The 15002-nt window shown below is 68.7% G+C and carries 11 protein-coding genes and 4 pseudogenes; 10 read left to right on the top strand and 5 right to left on the bottom strand.

What is annotated here, in order from left to right:
• Window positions 1–338: 338 nt before the first annotated feature.
• Both AB0E62_RS31680 and AB0E62_RS31675 read right to left on the bottom strand, forming a co-directional pair.
• Entirely contained in the window at window positions 339–503 is a 165-nt protein-coding gene (locus AB0E62_RS31680; RefSeq protein WP_362201538.1) for a hypothetical protein, read from the bottom strand.
• 73 nt (window positions 504–576) lie between these two features.
• Window positions 577–986, bottom strand: a pseudogene (locus AB0E62_RS31675) (serine/threonine protein phosphatase); the annotation flags it as partial.
• A gap of 5 nt (window positions 987–991) precedes the next feature.
• On the opposite strand from AB0E62_RS31675, the pseudogene AB0E62_RS31670 reads away from it, so the two are divergent.
• The 3 genes and pseudogenes from AB0E62_RS31670 to AB0E62_RS31660 all read left to right on the top strand — a co-directional run bounded on the left by AB0E62_RS31670 (window position 992) and on the right by AB0E62_RS31660 (window position 3773).
• Window positions 992–1767 (top strand): annotated as a pseudogene (locus tag AB0E62_RS31670) (IS5 family transposase).
• A gap of 379 nt (window positions 1768–2146) precedes the next feature.
• On the top strand, window positions 2147–3061 hold the full coding sequence (locus AB0E62_RS31665; protein ID WP_362201535.1) for an endonuclease/exonuclease/phosphatase family protein: 915 nt from the start codon (window positions 2147–2149) through the stop codon (window positions 3059–3061).
• A gap of 445 nt (window positions 3062–3506) precedes the next feature.
• Complete coding sequence (locus tag AB0E62_RS31660; RefSeq protein ID WP_362201532.1) at window positions 3507–3773, top strand: hypothetical protein; 267 nt, start codon at window positions 3507–3509, stop codon at window positions 3771–3773.
• Between the two features lie 118 nt (window positions 3774–3891).
• Here the strand turns inward: AB0E62_RS31660 and AB0E62_RS31655 are convergent.
• Window positions 3892–4750, bottom strand: a pseudogene (locus tag AB0E62_RS31655) (IS5 family transposase).
• Between the two features lie 364 nt (window positions 4751–5114).
• On the opposite strand from AB0E62_RS31655, the gene AB0E62_RS31650 reads away from it, so the two are divergent.
• From AB0E62_RS31650 to AB0E62_RS31630, 5 genes and pseudogenes are all read left to right on the top strand, one after another.
• Window positions 5115–6866, top strand: coding sequence for a cellulase family glycosylhydrolase (locus AB0E62_RS31650; protein ID WP_362201529.1), 1752 nt, complete (start codon window positions 5115–5117; stop codon window positions 6864–6866).
• A 387-nt stretch (window positions 6867–7253) separates the two neighbouring features.
• Window positions 7254–7812: pseudogene (locus AB0E62_RS31645) on the top strand (transposase family protein); the annotation flags it as partial.
• Window positions 7813–7843: 31 nt separating this feature from the next.
• Entirely contained in the window at window positions 7844–8428 is a 585-nt protein-coding gene (locus AB0E62_RS31640) for an endonuclease/exonuclease/phosphatase family protein (protein ID WP_362201526.1), read from the top strand.
• Window positions 8429–8457: 29 nt separating this feature from the next.
• Window positions 8458–9057, top strand: coding sequence for a TetR/AcrR family transcriptional regulator (locus AB0E62_RS31635; protein WP_362201524.1), 600 nt, complete (start codon window positions 8458–8460; stop codon window positions 9055–9057).
• Window positions 8990–10273, top strand: coding sequence for a helix-turn-helix domain-containing protein (locus AB0E62_RS31630; RefSeq protein ID WP_362201521.1), 1284 nt, complete (start codon window positions 8990–8992; stop codon window positions 10271–10273). The genes AB0E62_RS31635 and AB0E62_RS31630 overlap by 68 nt, the downstream gene beginning before the upstream one ends.
• Window positions 10274–10342: 69 nt before the next feature.
• On the opposite strand, the gene AB0E62_RS31625 is transcribed toward AB0E62_RS31630, so the two are convergent.
• Window positions 10343–11629 (bottom strand): MFS transporter, encoded by a 1287-nt coding sequence (locus AB0E62_RS31625; RefSeq protein WP_362201518.1) that lies wholly within the window; start codon window positions 11627–11629, stop codon window positions 10343–10345.
• 530 nt (window positions 11630–12159) lie between these two features.
• On the opposite strand from AB0E62_RS31625, the gene hchA reads away from it, so the two are divergent.
• Together hchA and AB0E62_RS31615 are read left to right on the top strand one after the other, a co-directional pair.
• Window positions 12160–13041 (top strand): glyoxalase III HchA, encoded by an 882-nt coding sequence (hchA, locus tag AB0E62_RS31620; RefSeq protein WP_362201515.1) that lies wholly within the window; start codon window positions 12160–12162, stop codon window positions 13039–13041.
• A gap of 252 nt (window positions 13042–13293) precedes the next feature.
• Window positions 13294–13437, top strand: coding sequence for a hypothetical protein (locus tag AB0E62_RS31615; protein WP_362201512.1), 144 nt, complete (start codon window positions 13294–13296; stop codon window positions 13435–13437).
• 199 nt (window positions 13438–13636) lie between these two features.
• Here the strand turns inward: AB0E62_RS31615 and AB0E62_RS31610 are convergent, their stop codons facing one another.
• Window positions 13637–14782, bottom strand: a complete 1146-nt coding sequence (locus tag AB0E62_RS31610) for a methyltransferase domain-containing protein (RefSeq protein ID WP_362201509.1) — start codon at window positions 14780–14782, stop codon at window positions 13637–13639.
• Window positions 14783–15002 lie beyond the last annotated feature (220 nt).

The raw sequence follows: 15002 nt of genomic DNA, 5'->3' as shown, positions 1-15002 counted from the left end.
ACCTTCAGAAACACGCACTCAGCGTCGGGACGGCGGTCGCGCTTGTCGCGGGCTCCGCCGTTCCGCCACGCCGTCCTCGGCGACCACGACAAGGACCGCACAGCCGTCGGCCGGCTACGCGGTTTCACCCGGAGCGGCGACTGTGCCTACTACGCCGACACGTCCACTTCATGGCCGGACAGCCCCTCCCCCACCCCCCATCGCCCGATGGCTCCAGCCCGAGGAGACCGTACTCAGGCGGTGGGAGACGCTCGTCGCCGAACGCCGGAACCATCTCGGCATCCGCCTGCCGTGAAACCCGCCCGCATCCGGCGGGGCCACAGCCCCGCAGGAAGGGCTCAGTCGGCGGCGGGGTTCCGGCCCACGAGCTGAGTCAGCAACTCCACGGTCCGTGCCTGATTCCGGCCGATCTTCTTGGCCAGGCCCCGGACCTCCTCGGTGAGGCTGCTCATCTTCGTCAAGGTCCCCACCTTCTGCTCCAGGTTGCCGACCTGCAGCCGCACTGCGGGCAGACCGCTCCTGACGATTCCGAGTTGATTTTCCGGCGATATTCGCCGTGTACCTGTCCGGCATCGTCCGGTCTACGCCGAGCGCGCTGTGCGTGGCGAGCTGCGCCGCCACCAGCAGGTCCTCCGTCTCGAACACGAGCCGGTCCGGGCGGCGCAGGAACAGCGCGGCGCCGATCACCCAGCGCCGGCCGCGTAACGGCGCGAGGATGGCGCGCTGCCCCATGGGCACGGCGAAGTCGGAAGGGCCCCGAGGAGTCCCTGCAACGCGGCGCGAGCAGCGGGCGCGTCCGTGAACGCTGGGCGCACCTGGCGCAGCAGCTCCCTCAGCGCACTGCCCGGCCGCACCTCGCACAGCTCCGCGCCGAGCGTGTCCGGCTCGGACTGGACGTACGGCATGAACCCGCCCTCGGAATCCCGCTCGGCCGGCATCTGGTCGGTACGGCGCAGCCGCAGCACCACCGGACCGGGAGTTCGTTCGGCCGCTGCTGCCAGTCTCGTTGCGGGGCCGCAAGCGGTTGGGCGACCGGATGGTCCTCAACGGGATCGTATGGAAGTTCCGTACCGGGGTGGCCTGGCGGGAGGTGCCTGAGCGGTACGGACCGTGGGCCACGCTGCACACTCGTTTCCGCCGGTGGGCCAAGGACGGAACGTTCGAGCGGATGCTGCGGGCAGCGCAGGCCAAGGCAGACGCGGCCGGGGACATCGACTGGCTGGTATCGGTCGACTCCACGGTCGTGCGGACCCACCACCACGCCGCCGGAGCCCGAAAAGGGGGGCGCCGGGCACTCGGACGGTCGCGAGGCAGCCTTACCAGCAAGATTCATCTGGCCTGCGATGCCTTCGGTCACCCGCTCGCGCTGGTGGTCACCGGCGGCAACACCAACGACTGCACCCAGTTCACCACGGTGATGGAGGCGATCCGGGTGCCCCGCAACGGCCCTGGCCGGCCCTGGACCAGGCCGTCTCATGTCATCGGCGACAAGGACTACAGCTCGAAGGCGATCCCCATCTGGCTGCGGCGGCGGGACATCGCTCACACGATCCCCGAGCGGGCCGACCAGGTTGGCAACCGCCTCCCCGTGGCAGCTGCGGTGGCCGGCCCCCCGCCTTCGACCAGCAGCTCCACAAGCGGCGCAACGTGGTGGAACGGTGCTTCAACCGGCTGAAGCAGTGGCGCGGCATCGCCACCCGTTACGACAAGACGGCCGAGTCCTACCAGGCAGCCATCACCCTCACATCCCTGCTGCTGTGGGCGTGACATTTGACGACAACTCCTACCGTGAGTCTACCGAATCGCGGCCCGGCCTGATGCGCGATCGCGCGCACCGAGGCATACGTCCCTGGTCCCGGCCGTCGGGACGAGGACGGGGACGGGGACGGCGCCCCTGGGCTCCCGGAAGGCGAGTCGGCCTTCTCCGCGGCTCGGCTCCGGACCACCTCGTCGCCCTGGCCCGGGCGGAGCCCGCATCGCACGCGGCCAGCTCGTTGAGCGCCCGAGCTCAGCGTCGCCTGAATCGCCTCAACCGATCAATAAAATTTGACAATGACGTGGCGTCTGATTCCCGTTTGGTCAAGTGAAGTTGCGGGTAACCTCTGCCTCTCTTGCAAGAGGATTATGCTAGCCAAGGAGCGTTTGCATGGAAGACTTACGTCCTTCCACCCGTCGTATTAGCCGGAGAGCCGTGTTGGCAGCGGCTGTCCTCGCACCTCTCGTCAGCACAACTCTGATAGCGCCGACCGCGTCGGGCGGCGAAGCAGACTCGCCGGTGCTGCAGATCATGACGTACAACCTCGAGGGTCGAGGGACCGCCGGGCCAAGCTGGAAGCACCGCAGGCCGATCGAGCGTGCGATGTTGCGGCAGGCGCAGCCGCAGATCGTGGACACTCAGGAAGGCGACCACACGCAGGTGAAGCAGGTCGCCGCTGACCTCGGCAAGAACTATGGATGGATCGGTAAGGGACAGAACGGCGGCCACAAGGGGATCATCAACGCGATCTTCTTCGACAAGCGCCGACTGAAGGTCCTCGGGCATAACACGTTCTGGCTCTCAGCCACACCCACCAAGGTCGGCTCGAACACGTGGGGCGCCAAGCACATCCGCACCGCCACCTGGATCCACTTCCAAGACAAGCAAGACAGCGGCCGCGACTTCTACGTCCTCAACACCCACTTCGACAACGGAAAGGGACAGCACCCGGACAACGTACGCCTCAAGAGTGCCAACCTCGTAGGAAAGTGGATCGCCCGCCTCCCCGCCTCCAAACCAGTTCTCGTGTCCGGCGACTTCAACTCCGCCGCAGAGGAGACTCAGGTCTACACCCGACTGCTCAACCGCAGCGGACTCGTCGACACCTGGAAAACCGCCGCTACACGCGCCAATGAGTACGGCACGCACACGGGACACAAGGCACCCAAACCCGGCCCCCGTATCGACTGGATCCTCTCCGATCCAAAGGTCACGACCGATCACACGGAGACCAACGTCTTCTCCAAGGACGGCCTGGCTCCCAGCGATCACCTACCCGTGCAGGCATGGGTCCGCCTGCGATAGGCGGGGCCGGCCGTTGCGCGAGGAGGACCCGCTGGACAGAGATTCCGGCTGTGCTCGCCTGCAGCTCCAGCGGCAATACCTCGCCGGTACGGGTGATGAAGGACAGACACAGCTCGGGGCGGCGGACACCATCTGGACCTCGGTGGCCTGGTCGTAGTGGCGTGCTGTGTCGACAGCCATCGGGGCGGACATCAGGCCTGCCTCGTCCGGCAGTTCTAGGTGCGCGCTCGGGGGCGGCAGGAGTGTCGACCAGGCCGGCCGCGCTGCGCTGCGCTGCGCTGCGCAAGAGAATGCCCGATACGGCGGCCAGCAAAGGCCATGTCCTTGGCCAGCGCACCGATCGTGAATCGGCGCATTCGTCTCCTGGCGCCTGGATGAGTACTGCACCCTCTTCCAGGGCTAACCAGTCCCGGACGAACTGGCCCGAACTCGCCGCATCGACGCCATGCTCGCCGCGGCCCGCGAGGGACTGGAGAGGTCCACCTGGCGGATCGACGACCCGGACGAGAAACTGCTCCTCCCCATCATCGGCGCGCTGACCGTTCACCTCGCCAAGGAGTTGGGCCTCACGGAGGAGGGCTGGGACGCCGCCCAGACCCGGCGGAAGGTCGCGGACGAGCTTCGGCACCCCGCGGGGACGGCACGGCATCGAGCGTTCCTGGACGCGACACAGATGGCGGAGGAAGGGATCCGTGTGCCTGACTGCGGATAGTGTCCCTACCGGTCGCTGGAGGGCGGCAGGGGCCTGGCCGGGGCGCTCGGAGCGAGGCCGGCGCTCGGACAATGCGGCCCCGGGCCCGGTCGGTGTGTACCGCCACTAGGTCCTCTCGTCAAAGGGATCTTGCCCAGAGCAGAAGTGACGCGAGTGTGACCGCTGCTTCGTAGGAAGTAGCGGTCTTGTCATACCGGGTGGCGATGCGCGAAAGCCCTTGAGCTTGTTGAAGCAGCGTTCGACGACGTTCCGTCGGCGGCAGGTCTCCCGGTTGAAACCTGGCGGCCGGCCACCGCCGCTCCCGCGATTGCGCCGGTGCCGCAGTTGGTCTGCCTTTTCGGGGATCGTGTGCGGGATGCCGCATTGCCGAAGGTAGCTGCGGAAGCCGCGAGAGCTGTATGCCTTGTCCGCGATCACATGGCCAGGCCGGCGGCGTGGCCGGCCCGGGCCGGTGCGAGGAACACGGATCCTGTCCAGCAGCGCTTGTGCGCAGATGCTGTCGTGGCGCTGGCCTGGTGTGATGAGGAGCGCGAGAGGGCGGCCCCTTCCGTCGCAGGCGAGGTGGACCTTGGTTGTCAGTCCTCCTCGGGATCGGCCGAGGGCGTGACCGTCCGGTTCGTCCGGCCGGCGCTTCCCCGTTTCCGGCCGGCGGCGGCAGCATGCTGGTGAGCGCGGACGATGGTGGAGTCGATCCGGACCAGCCAGTCGATGTCACCGGTGGCGTCGGCCCGGGCCTGTATCTGCTGCAGGGCCCGGGTGAACACGCCGTCCAGGGCGTAGCGACGGAAGCGGGCGTAGACCGTCTGCCACGGCCCGTAGCGTTCGGTCAGGTCACGCCAGGAGATCCCGGTGCGGATCTTGTAGACCATCCCGTTGACGACCTGACGGTCTGACACCCGGGGTGGGCCTGTCGAGACCCGTGATATCAGCGGAACTAGCAACTCCCACTCCTGATCCTTGAGTTCATGGCGGCGCATCACCCCACCATGATCCACCACCCGATGATCTTTGAAGACGGATCCTAGACCTCCCTCCTCTGCCCGCTTCCGAAGCCTCAGGGTCCGGCGGCAGAAACAAGTCCTGCAGAGAGCTTCCGTCCGGTTGCCCGGCGCATCTAGGCTCACTACTTATGGGAGCGCTCCCATGACCGTCGGATCAGCGTTATGCGCAGTGGCGAAGGTCATCCAGCCAGGTAGAGACGCATCGCCCACTGTGGACCCCGCTTCGAGGCCGGTCTCTCGCCAGGCGGTGCCATTTGGAGTGATCGGTCATATACGTGCGTTGAGGGAGAGTGCGATGAGCATAAGAGCCCTTCGGGCTTTCGGCGTTGCTGGAGTGCTTATGGCGGGTTCTGTGACCGGATTCGGCGGCCCGGCCTCGGCGGTCGCCTCGCCGGCGGCCGGTCAGTCCGCCGCAGACGGCAGGGCATCGGCAGTCGCCGCGGCGCCGGCACTGCACGTGTCGGGCAACCGTCTGGTCACCGGGTCCAATTCCACGTTCCGCCCACTGGGCGTCAACCGGTCCGGCGGGGAGTTCGGCTGTGTCCAGGGCAAGGAGATATTCGACGGGCCGACGGACCAGGCGGCCGTCGACGCGATGAAGGCGTGGAAGATCAACACTGTCCGGATCCCGCTGAACGAGGAGTGCTGGCTGGGCACCGGGAACTTACCTCCGACAGCGCCCAGCGCGGCGGCGTACCAGCAGGCGGTCAAGACCTACGCGGACCTCCTGGTGGCCAACGGCATCAACGTGATCCTCGACCTGCACTGGACTTGGGGGGAGTACACCGGTCCCGGTGGAGGCTGCCCGGATGTCGCGGCCACCTGTCAGAAGCCGATGCCGGACGCGCGCTACACCCCCACGTTCTGGTCCGAGGTAGCCACGATGTTCAAGGGGAACGGAGCGGTCATCTTCGACCTGTTCAACGAGCCGTACCCGGACGCGGCCAACAACTGGTCCGATGCCACGGCCGCATGGACCTGTCTGCGTGACGGCGGCACCTGCGCCGGGATCACCTACCCGGTCGCCGGCATGCAGACCCTCGTCAACGCGGTACGCGCCACCGGTGCCACCAACGTGATCATGTCGGGCGGTCTGGAGTGGACGAACAACCTGAGTCGGTGGCTGGAATTCAAGCCGACCGACCCCACCGGCAACCTGATGGCCTCATGGCACTCCTACAACTTCAACGGCTGCGTGACCACCTCATGCTGGGACAGCAGCATCGGAGCGGTCGCCGCCCAGGTGCCGGTCCAGGCCGGCGAGATCGGTCAGGACACCTGCGCCCATGACTACATCGACCAGGTGATGGCCTGGGCGGACGCCAACAAGGTCGGGTACACCGCCTGGACCTGGAACCCTTGGGGTTGCAGCGGTGGCAGTGTGCTCATCGAGAACTGGAACGGCACACCGACCAGCACCTACGGTGAGGGGTTCAAGGCGCACCTGCTCAGCCAGAACCCCGGTGACCCCGGCGGTGACACCGCTGCGCCCACCGCTCCGGGGACTCCCACCGCCTCCGAGGTGACGGCCACCTCCGCGACCTTGAGCTGGGCGGCCTCCACGGACAACGTGGGTGTCACCGGCTACGACGTCGTCCGTGTCACCGGCGGCACTGAGACGCAGGTGACCGGCTCGGCGTCCAACCGGGCCACAGTCACAGGGCTGTCCGGCAACACGGCCTACACCTTCGCCGTTTACGCCAAGGACGCGGCCGGCAACCGCTCCCCCCGTTCGGCCACCGTCACCGTTACCACCACCGGCACCCCGGCAGGCGCCTGCTCCGTCGGCTACCGATTGGTGGGGGACTGGGGAAGCGGCTTCCAGAGCGAAATCACCATCCGCAACACCGGTGCCGCAGCTGTCAGCAACTGGAAGCTCGGCTTCACTTTCACCAACGGCCAGACCATCAACAACATGTGGGGCGGTACCCCCACCCAGACAGGCGGCTCCGTGAGCGTAACCCCCGCCTCCTACACCGACACCATCACCGCCGGCGGTTCCGTCACTCTCGGTTTCATCGCCAACAGGGGCGCCACGAACACCGCCCCCACCACCTTCACCCTCAACGGCAGGACCTGCACCACAGCCTGACCACAGCCGCTGCCCCGCAACCGACATCAGTCGCGCCCCCATAGTTGCCCCACCGCAACTACCACCACCGCCTCCGTCGACGCGATCCCCGCCGCCCACCCGGAAGCCGACTGGGACGAGCTGCGCGCGGTGGTGAAAGGCCGGCGCTCCCCGCTCGCCACGTCGGCGAAGCAGGCCGCCCCGGCCTGACCTGTACCGCTGCCCGGTGACGCCGCCCCTCCCCGGCGGGTGGGGTGGCGTCACCGTGCCAGGGGTCAGGCAGAGTGGTGGAAGAGGACGCGGCCAGGCCAGTTCGGTGTGTTCGTTGAAGAGCTGGCGGAGGAGGTCGGCGTCGCTGGCGGGTAGAGGTCGTCCCGTAACTGCTGGTGGAGGTGCGATGATCTTGCTGTGGCTGGTGTGATCACGGCTTCGGAGCCCTCCTGGATAGGCCCGTTCACCGGGCTGAGCCCTCGGCAGTTCAACAAGCTGATCACCGCGCTGCGGCGCCAGGGAGCCGATCCGGGCCGCAGGGGCCGGCCGTGGTCGCTGCGTTGGAGGACCGGGTGCTGCTGGTGGCCGCGTACTGGCGCACCAACCTCACCCTGCGCCAGCTCGCCCCCGCTGTTCGGCGTCTCCAAGTCGGCGGCCGACCGGATCGTCGGCACCCTCGGGCCGGCTCTCGCCCTCCAGCCCCGAGGGCGGTTCCGCAAAGACACCGTGCTCATCGTGGACGGCACGCTGGTGCCCGCCCGCGACCGGACCGTGCCTGCCGTCCCGCAAGAACTACCGCTACTCCACCAATCACCAGGTCGTCATCGACGCCGGCACCCGCCTGGTCGTCGCCGTCGGCAAACCGCTGCCCGGCAACCGCAACGACTGCCGGGCCTGGCCGGAGTCCGGTGCGAAGGCCGCTGTCGACGCCACCCCCGCGGTGATCGCCGACGGCGGTTACCGCGGCACCGGCCTGAATCGCCGGCCAGGAGAACGCCGACATCACCGTGCTCACCGAGGTCTCCCCCACCCGCGGAGGCGACGCCCTCGTCACCGCACTCGCCGACCGCGGATACGCCACCATAATCGCGCCGCAGCCGCCCGACCGTGACTACCGCACGGTCATCGCCTGCCGCACTCCCGCCCAGCAGGTGCACAGCCCGGTCCTCGTCACACCCCACCGCGCACCGGCCGCCCGCGTCACCGTCGGCGGCCACGACATCGGCGTCGTAGGCCTGTACGTCCCCTCCCACGGCCCCAAGGCGCACCGCAACGTCGCCAAGCGCGCCTTCCAGGACGCGGTCACCAAGGCCCTGCCCCAGCTCGGCGCCGCCTTCCCCGGCATGCCCGTCATCGTGGCCGGGGACCTCAACGTCATCGAACGCGGCCACCAGCCCCCGCACAGCGACGCGTCACCCCGCTCACCGCCCGACAGAGCCCGGACGACTTCACATGCCCATGATCACCTGTCGCCTGGCCGCCGCCCCGCCCTCGGTTCATTCAGTGCGGACGCCAAGGAGGTACCACACCCTTGTCCGCAGCCTGATCTGCTACCACCGACTTTCGACTCTCCAGAAGAGACGACACCTTAAAGCCAATATCTTTGCTCTACACTTGTTTCATGGCCACCTCGGAACAGCAGCGGACCGCGAGCCGCCCCGGCGGGCGCAGCGCTCGTGTCCTGGCCGCAGTGGAACAGGCTGCCACTGAACTGATCTGCGAGGGTGGCCTCGAACAGGTCTCGATCCCCGCTGTCGCCGCGCGCGCGGGGGTCAACCCGACGAGCGTCTATCGGCGCTGGGGCGATGTGCATCAGCTGCTCACCTGGGTCGCGGAGAGCCGCCTGACGTCGGACTCCTTGCCGCCGGACACCGGCAGCCTCCGCGGTGATCTGAGCAGGTGGGCGGAGCTTGTGCTGGAGCACATCAGCACGCCTGAAGGCAGCGCGTCCCTGCGTACCGTCGTCAAAGCGATCGGTGACGGCGAGGTCCGGGACCGCTGCCTGCGCAGGCGGGTGGATCAGATCGACTCGATCCGCGCTCGCGCCCGTGCCCGCGGCGAGATGCCTCCGGACACCGAGCAGGTGATGGACCAGGTCGTGGCTCCGCTGCATTTCCGTGTCCTGTTCGGCATCGAACCGACGGACGCCGCCCGTGCCCGCGCCCTGGTGGACTCTCTCCTCGCCACCGCCCCGGCCGTGGACGGCGGCCCAGGCGAGTGACGGGCGCGGCATCGATGGACGGGTGGGCACGGTGACAGAGCCGAACCTGATGAAGTTGTCCGAGTGGGTCGAGTCACAGCTCCCGCGCCTGATCGACGATGTGCCGGCCCGCATTGCCCAGGACATCGACTTCTATCGGGAGGGTGAAGTCGTGTCCCGCGCCGACCTCCGGCAGTCGGTGGACCAGAACATGCGGTCGATGGTCGCCGCCCTGCGTGAACCGGCCCACCGCCAGGACCATTCGATGGCGGAACTGACCGGTCGGCGGCGCGCACGGCAGGGTGCGCCGCTGCCGGAGCTTCTGCGCGCATACCGCACGGGGTTCGCTGCGCTGTGGGAGCTGTTGGCCGAGTGGGGCCGCCGCATGCCGGACCGAGCGGTGATCGACACGGTCCTCTCGGCGGCCACACGGGTATGGCAGCTCAGCGACGAGTACGCGATCGCGCTCACCGAGGCGTACCGGTCGACCACCGCGGAGATGCTCGTGGAGCGCGAGCATCGGCGCTCGGCCCTGGTCGAGGCCCTGTTCGCGGGAGAACCGGGCCCCGATGCCCCGCCCTGGGAGGTACCCAAGCTCCTGGGGCTACCCTCGGACGCGGACCACATCGTCGTCGCGGCGGAGACCGTCGGACCGGCCGACCCGAGCCTGCCGGGCATCGAGCAGCGGCTGGCGGAACGCGGCATCCCCTCTGCGTGGCAGCTGACCCCTACCGCGCAGATGGGGGTGGTGTCGCTGCGTCCGGAGCAGTTCAGCCAGGTGATCGAGCTGGTACGGCAGAGCGCGTCGGCGCGGACCGGTGTGAGTCCCGTCTTCCGGGCGTGGGGGGAGACACCGAGGGCGCTGCGCCTGGCCTGCGCCGCGCTGCACCGCCTGCCGGCGGGCCACGCCGGGGTGAATGTCCTGGGAGCCGGGCCCTTGGCCGGTCTCGTGGCCCGGGATCCCGACGAAGGCCGCCGCATCGCCCGGCAGGTCCTCGGCCCGGTCCTGGACCTGCCCGGTGAGGAACGTGCCGTACTGCTGGGCACGTTGCAAGCCTGGCTCGACCACGACGGCTCGGCCGAGCGTGCCGCCGAACGGCTGTACGTTCACGCGAACACCGTTCGTTACCGGCTTCGCCGTCTGCAGGACCTCACCGGTCGCTCGCTCACCCAACCCCGCGCGATCGCCGACCTGGTCGTGGCCATGGAAGCCGTGCGCAACGACCGCGCCGGCTGAGGCGAGGCCTGCGGGCGGGGCGCCCGCTCCGCGCGGACGCCCGGTTGTGGCGAGCCCTGTCCCGAACGATCAGACGCTCTGATGCGCCGAGTGGGGGCGTGAGAGCTCTTCGGGCTGGGGTGTGCCGCGGCGGCGTTGCACGTACAGGCCGATGAGTGCGAGGAGTGCCAGCGCGATGACCGCCGCCGCGTACCCGTCGGCAGTACGGGCCAGTCCCAGTCGGGTGGCCGACACTCCCGCGACGACGGCCGGCAGGCCGAACGCCAGGTAGCTGATCAGGAACATGACGGAGAGGGCCGCGGCTCGTTCCGTGGGCTCGGCCCGCGCGGCCAGGGAGCGCATGGCACCGAGGAACGACGCACCGTATCCGAAGCCGGCGAGGGCCGTGCCGATCAGATAAGCCGCCGCAGACGTGGCCGCCACGCCGATCAAGGTGATCAGCATGCCGGCGATCAGCGTCGCCGATCCGTACGACAGGATCCGCAGCGGTGTCGCACGCTGGAGGAACAACTGCCCGAGGGCACCGGCGCCGGTCAGTACGGCGATCACCGCACCCGTGACCACGGTGCTCCGCTCGCCCAGCACCGAGGTGGTCAGTGCGGGGCCCAGCGAGAGGTGGAAGCCGCCGACCGCCCAGAGAGCCACGAGGCTCGGCGTGATGACAAGGACATGCGGACGCAGCCGACGGGGCAGCGACGCCCGGGGGAGGAGCGAGTTCAGAGCGCCGGGCCGTCCTTCGGTCGTCTCCGGCATGAACACCACGCCGGCGAGGGTGACGGCGAACGCGGCGATGAGGACGAGGTAGACCAGCGTGGTCGGTGCCGGGGCGTACCGCACCAGCAGGCCGGTACCGAGGCCGCCCAGCGCCAGCCCCAGCAAGATGGAAGTGCCGCCCACCAGGGGGCCCAGGCGCGGCTTGTCCGAGGGCTGCAGATCGATCAGACCGGCCCCGATGGCGCCCATCGCGGCGCCGGTGGCCAGGCCCTGTATGCCGCGGGCGACGAGCAGCCAGCCAAGTCCGGCGGCCTCGGTGAAGACCACCATCGCCGCGATCTCCACCAGGAGCGAAGCGATCAGCACCGGACGCCGTCCGATGTGGTCGGACAGCGATCCGACGACGAGAAGCGCGGCCAGCAGGCCGAACGCGTACAGGGCGAACACCAGGGTCACCGCAGTGGGTCCGAAACCCCATTCGGCCTGGTAGAGGGGATAGAGCGGGGACGGGGCGCCGGCGGCGAACAGCAGGAGCAACTGGATCGCGCCGAGCAGCCAGAACGATGTGCCGCGGGACAGCCTTGGCCACCGGGCAGCACGGACGAAGGGGAGGGCGGGGGGCACGGGAAGTCTCTCTTCCATGACGGACAGCCGGCGCTTCGCAGGCCTCCCCATGGGGGCTGGCGAGGCGTTGCCAGGGGTCTGAAGGGACGCTGCGCGACGGACTGTAAAGCAACGATCATTGCTTTAGCTCTCACGCTAACGCCGGGATCCTGTAAAAGCAAACTTCTTTGCTTTCCGGTTCTTCCGTGCCCACGCCGACGGCAACCGGGCCCGGCGCTCTAGGCGACGGCGATCTGCCGTGGAGGCTCCGGCGGCTTGTGGGCCGACACAGAATTCGCTGTCGCTGTCGCCAACGGGATCGGGGAAAGCCCTGGTGAGAGGCCGCCTCGGGGAAACCGACCGCAGCGGCCCGGTCGCGTCGGGCGGGGCCGCTGGGCAGTATGTGAAGTGTCAATTCAAACGGGTGCCTTTCGCCCCCGCGCAGCGGTGAACCCCCGTGCTCGGACCCCCGCAAGGGGGACGGCGCATCCTGGCGGAGCCCCAGGGTCGACGTCAGAGCGACCGGAAGCAACGCAACCCCTGCACAACATCAACGAAAGTGGGTCGTCATGTCCCAGGCCGCAAACGAGTTGAGCAAGACCCCCACGCCGGATCCGGCCGAAGACAACGCGTACTTCCCGTCGCCGTACTCACTCAGTCAGTACACGTCGGCGAAGACCGACTTCGACGGGGTGCGACACAAGGGCGCCTACACCCAGGGGAGGTGGAAGGTGCTCATGATCGCGGCGGAGGAGCGCTACGTCCTGCTGGAGAACGGCAAGATGTTCTCCACCGGCAACCATCCGGTCGAGATGCTGCTTCCGCTCCATCACATGATGGAGGCGGGCTTCGAGGTCGAAGTCGCCACGCTGGAAGGCTATCCGGCGAAGCTCGAGCTGTGGGCGATGCCTCGCGAGGACGGAGCGGTCATGGGGACGTACGAAGCCCTCAAGCCGAAGCTCAAGCAGCCCAAGAAGCTCTCCGAGGTCGTCGCCAAGGAACTTGGCGAGGATTCGGACTACATCGCCGTCTTCATCCCGGGCGGACACGGAGCTGTCGTCGGGCTGCCGGCCAGTGAGGCGGTGGGCCAGACGCTTGAGTGGGCCCTGTCCAACGACAAGTTCGTCATCACCCTGTGCCATGGCCCGGCGGCGCTGCTCGCTGCCTCGTTGGACAGGGACGAGTCGCTGTTCAAGGGATACTCGGTCTGCGTCTTCCCCGACGCACTCGACGAGGGGCCGAACATCGAGATCGGCTATCTTCCCGGCCGCCTGCCCTGGCTGGTAGCCGATCTGCTGAGCAAGCAGGGACTGAACGTCATCAACGACGACATGACCGGCAAGACCCACCGGGACCGGAAGCTCCTGACGGGTGACAGCCCCCTCGCCTCCCACAAGCTCGGTCTGCTCGCCGCTGAGGCCCTGGTCGAGGCAGCCGGGACCGCAGGCTAGGTCCGTCCTCAAGGATCGCGGCGACGGCGCGAGGAACGCAGCAGCCAAAGCCGGTCCCTGATGCCGTCGTGAAGGAAGATCAACGGGCGGGCCGACCCGGCCCGCCCGTTGGCCCCTGCTGTCGCGCATGCCTGCGACCTGCGAAGCGGGGCGCGCAGGCTGACCGTGAACAGGCAGGCTCCGCTCGTACGTCGTCCCTCACGTCCCCGGGCATCCGACAACACCATGTCCGACAGGGGGCTTGACTAGTAAATGGCCCAGCACGCCGACCGCGACCCCGGCTTTCAGCACCAGGTGCGGGCGCTGACCGCACGGGTCTCCGAGCTGCGCCCCGACTTGCCGGGCCTGAGCGACTACGCGGCACGCACCGCGGTGTCCCCCCTCTGGCCTGCTTGAACGCTGACGCGAACCCCACCGGCCGAAGGCCGCCTGACGCCCAGGCCCGTACGGCTTCTCGAACCGTGCCAACACCGGGGCCGCCCATCAGTAGCCGTTGCCGACGATGTCGCCCCGCGCCCTTGCCCCAGCCGGTGTTGCTGGGGAGAAGTTACCCCCGTCTGCGCCGGCGCCCCGTCAATCGTCCGCACGGGCAGCTTCAGGGGGTCAACCAGTGGGGTCCGGCCGTGGGGTCGTTGACCCAGATGTATTGCGTTGCGCCGTTGTCGGTGACGGTCATGCCGAAGTCGTACAGGTCGGGGCTGCCCAGGCTAAGCCATGCGTCCCAGGCCGTCTCCAGTTCATCGGCCAGACGTCGGGGGCCGCCCTGGGTGGCGATCGTCCGGCGGCCGCCGATGGCCGAGAGCGTGGCCCAGGACTGCTCGGTGTCGTGGATCCAGGCGTTGAGGCCGTCAGCGTCGTAGGCGAGCGTCGTCCGTAGATGAGGCAGGGCGACGCGCAGCGCGAACCGCAGGTGTGTGTTGTCGTGGAGCGGGGTGAGATCGCGGAGGAAGGGGCGCTCCTCCTCCGGTTCGCTGCGGGCGCGTACCTGTGCGTAGTCGCTTTCGCGGCGCAGCGCGCCGCGGTCGGGCATGAACTGTGCCAGGCCCTGGACCCATCCGGTCGCGGACCGGCCGTCGTCGGCGACGGTCAGCGCAAGGTGTCCGAGCCGGCCCCAGGGGGTGACGATGCGTCCGCCCGGCCGGGTCTGTGCGACCCAGGCCCACGGGATCCGCTCGACCGCGTAGGTGGCGATGACCCGGTCGTAGGGCGCCGCAGGGGACCATCCCTGGTTTCCGTCACCGACTTCAACCCGTGTACGCATGCCGGCTTCTGCCAAGATCTGGCGTGCCGCCTGTGCCAGGTCGGGGCTCGCCTCGACGCTGACGGTGCGATCGGGGCCGGCCCGCCGGCTGAGCAGGGCTGCGTTCCACCCGCTGCCTGTTCCCAGTTCCAGGACGCGCTGGCCGGGCTCGAGGAGCAGGGAGTCCAGCATGTCGACCACGACGGCCTGGCTGGACAGGCTCGATGTCGGCAGTCCGTCCGTGGCCTCGGTGACGGTCGCCGTGTCGGGGCCGGGATACACCTCCCTCGCCCAGCCGGCCGGATCGATCCGCTGGTCCACCGGCACGTAGGCGTGTCCGTCCCACCGCCAGACGCGGGTGGGGGCGAACCGGTGCCGGGGCAGGGCCTCGACGGCCTCACGGATCCAGGGGGACCGTTCGGGCCAGTCGCCCCGCTGCTCCATGGCCGCGGCCAGCGATCGCCGCAGCCTGTCGATGCCGGGTGCGGTCGTCAGCACCATGACCTGCTACTTCTTGTGTTTTCCGGTACTGGGCGGAGGCGGAGGGACCTGTCCGTCGCTGTTGCCGGGCGGCGGGGTGCCCGTACCCGGGTCGGCCGGCGGCTTTTCGTGATTACCCATCGCTCTCTCCCCGAGATCGGCAGGAAAGATGGCCCTTCTACGGTGAGGCCTGCGACAGGCACTGTCCTCCAGATGCCGGAAATAGCCAGCCAACGGCTGA

The organism is Streptomyces sp. NPDC038707, from assembly GCF_040636485.1.
Taxonomy (GTDB): domain Bacteria; phylum Actinomycetota; class Actinomycetes; order Streptomycetales; family Streptomycetaceae; genus Streptomyces.
This window is presented reverse-complemented; position numbering and strand designations above follow the sequence as displayed.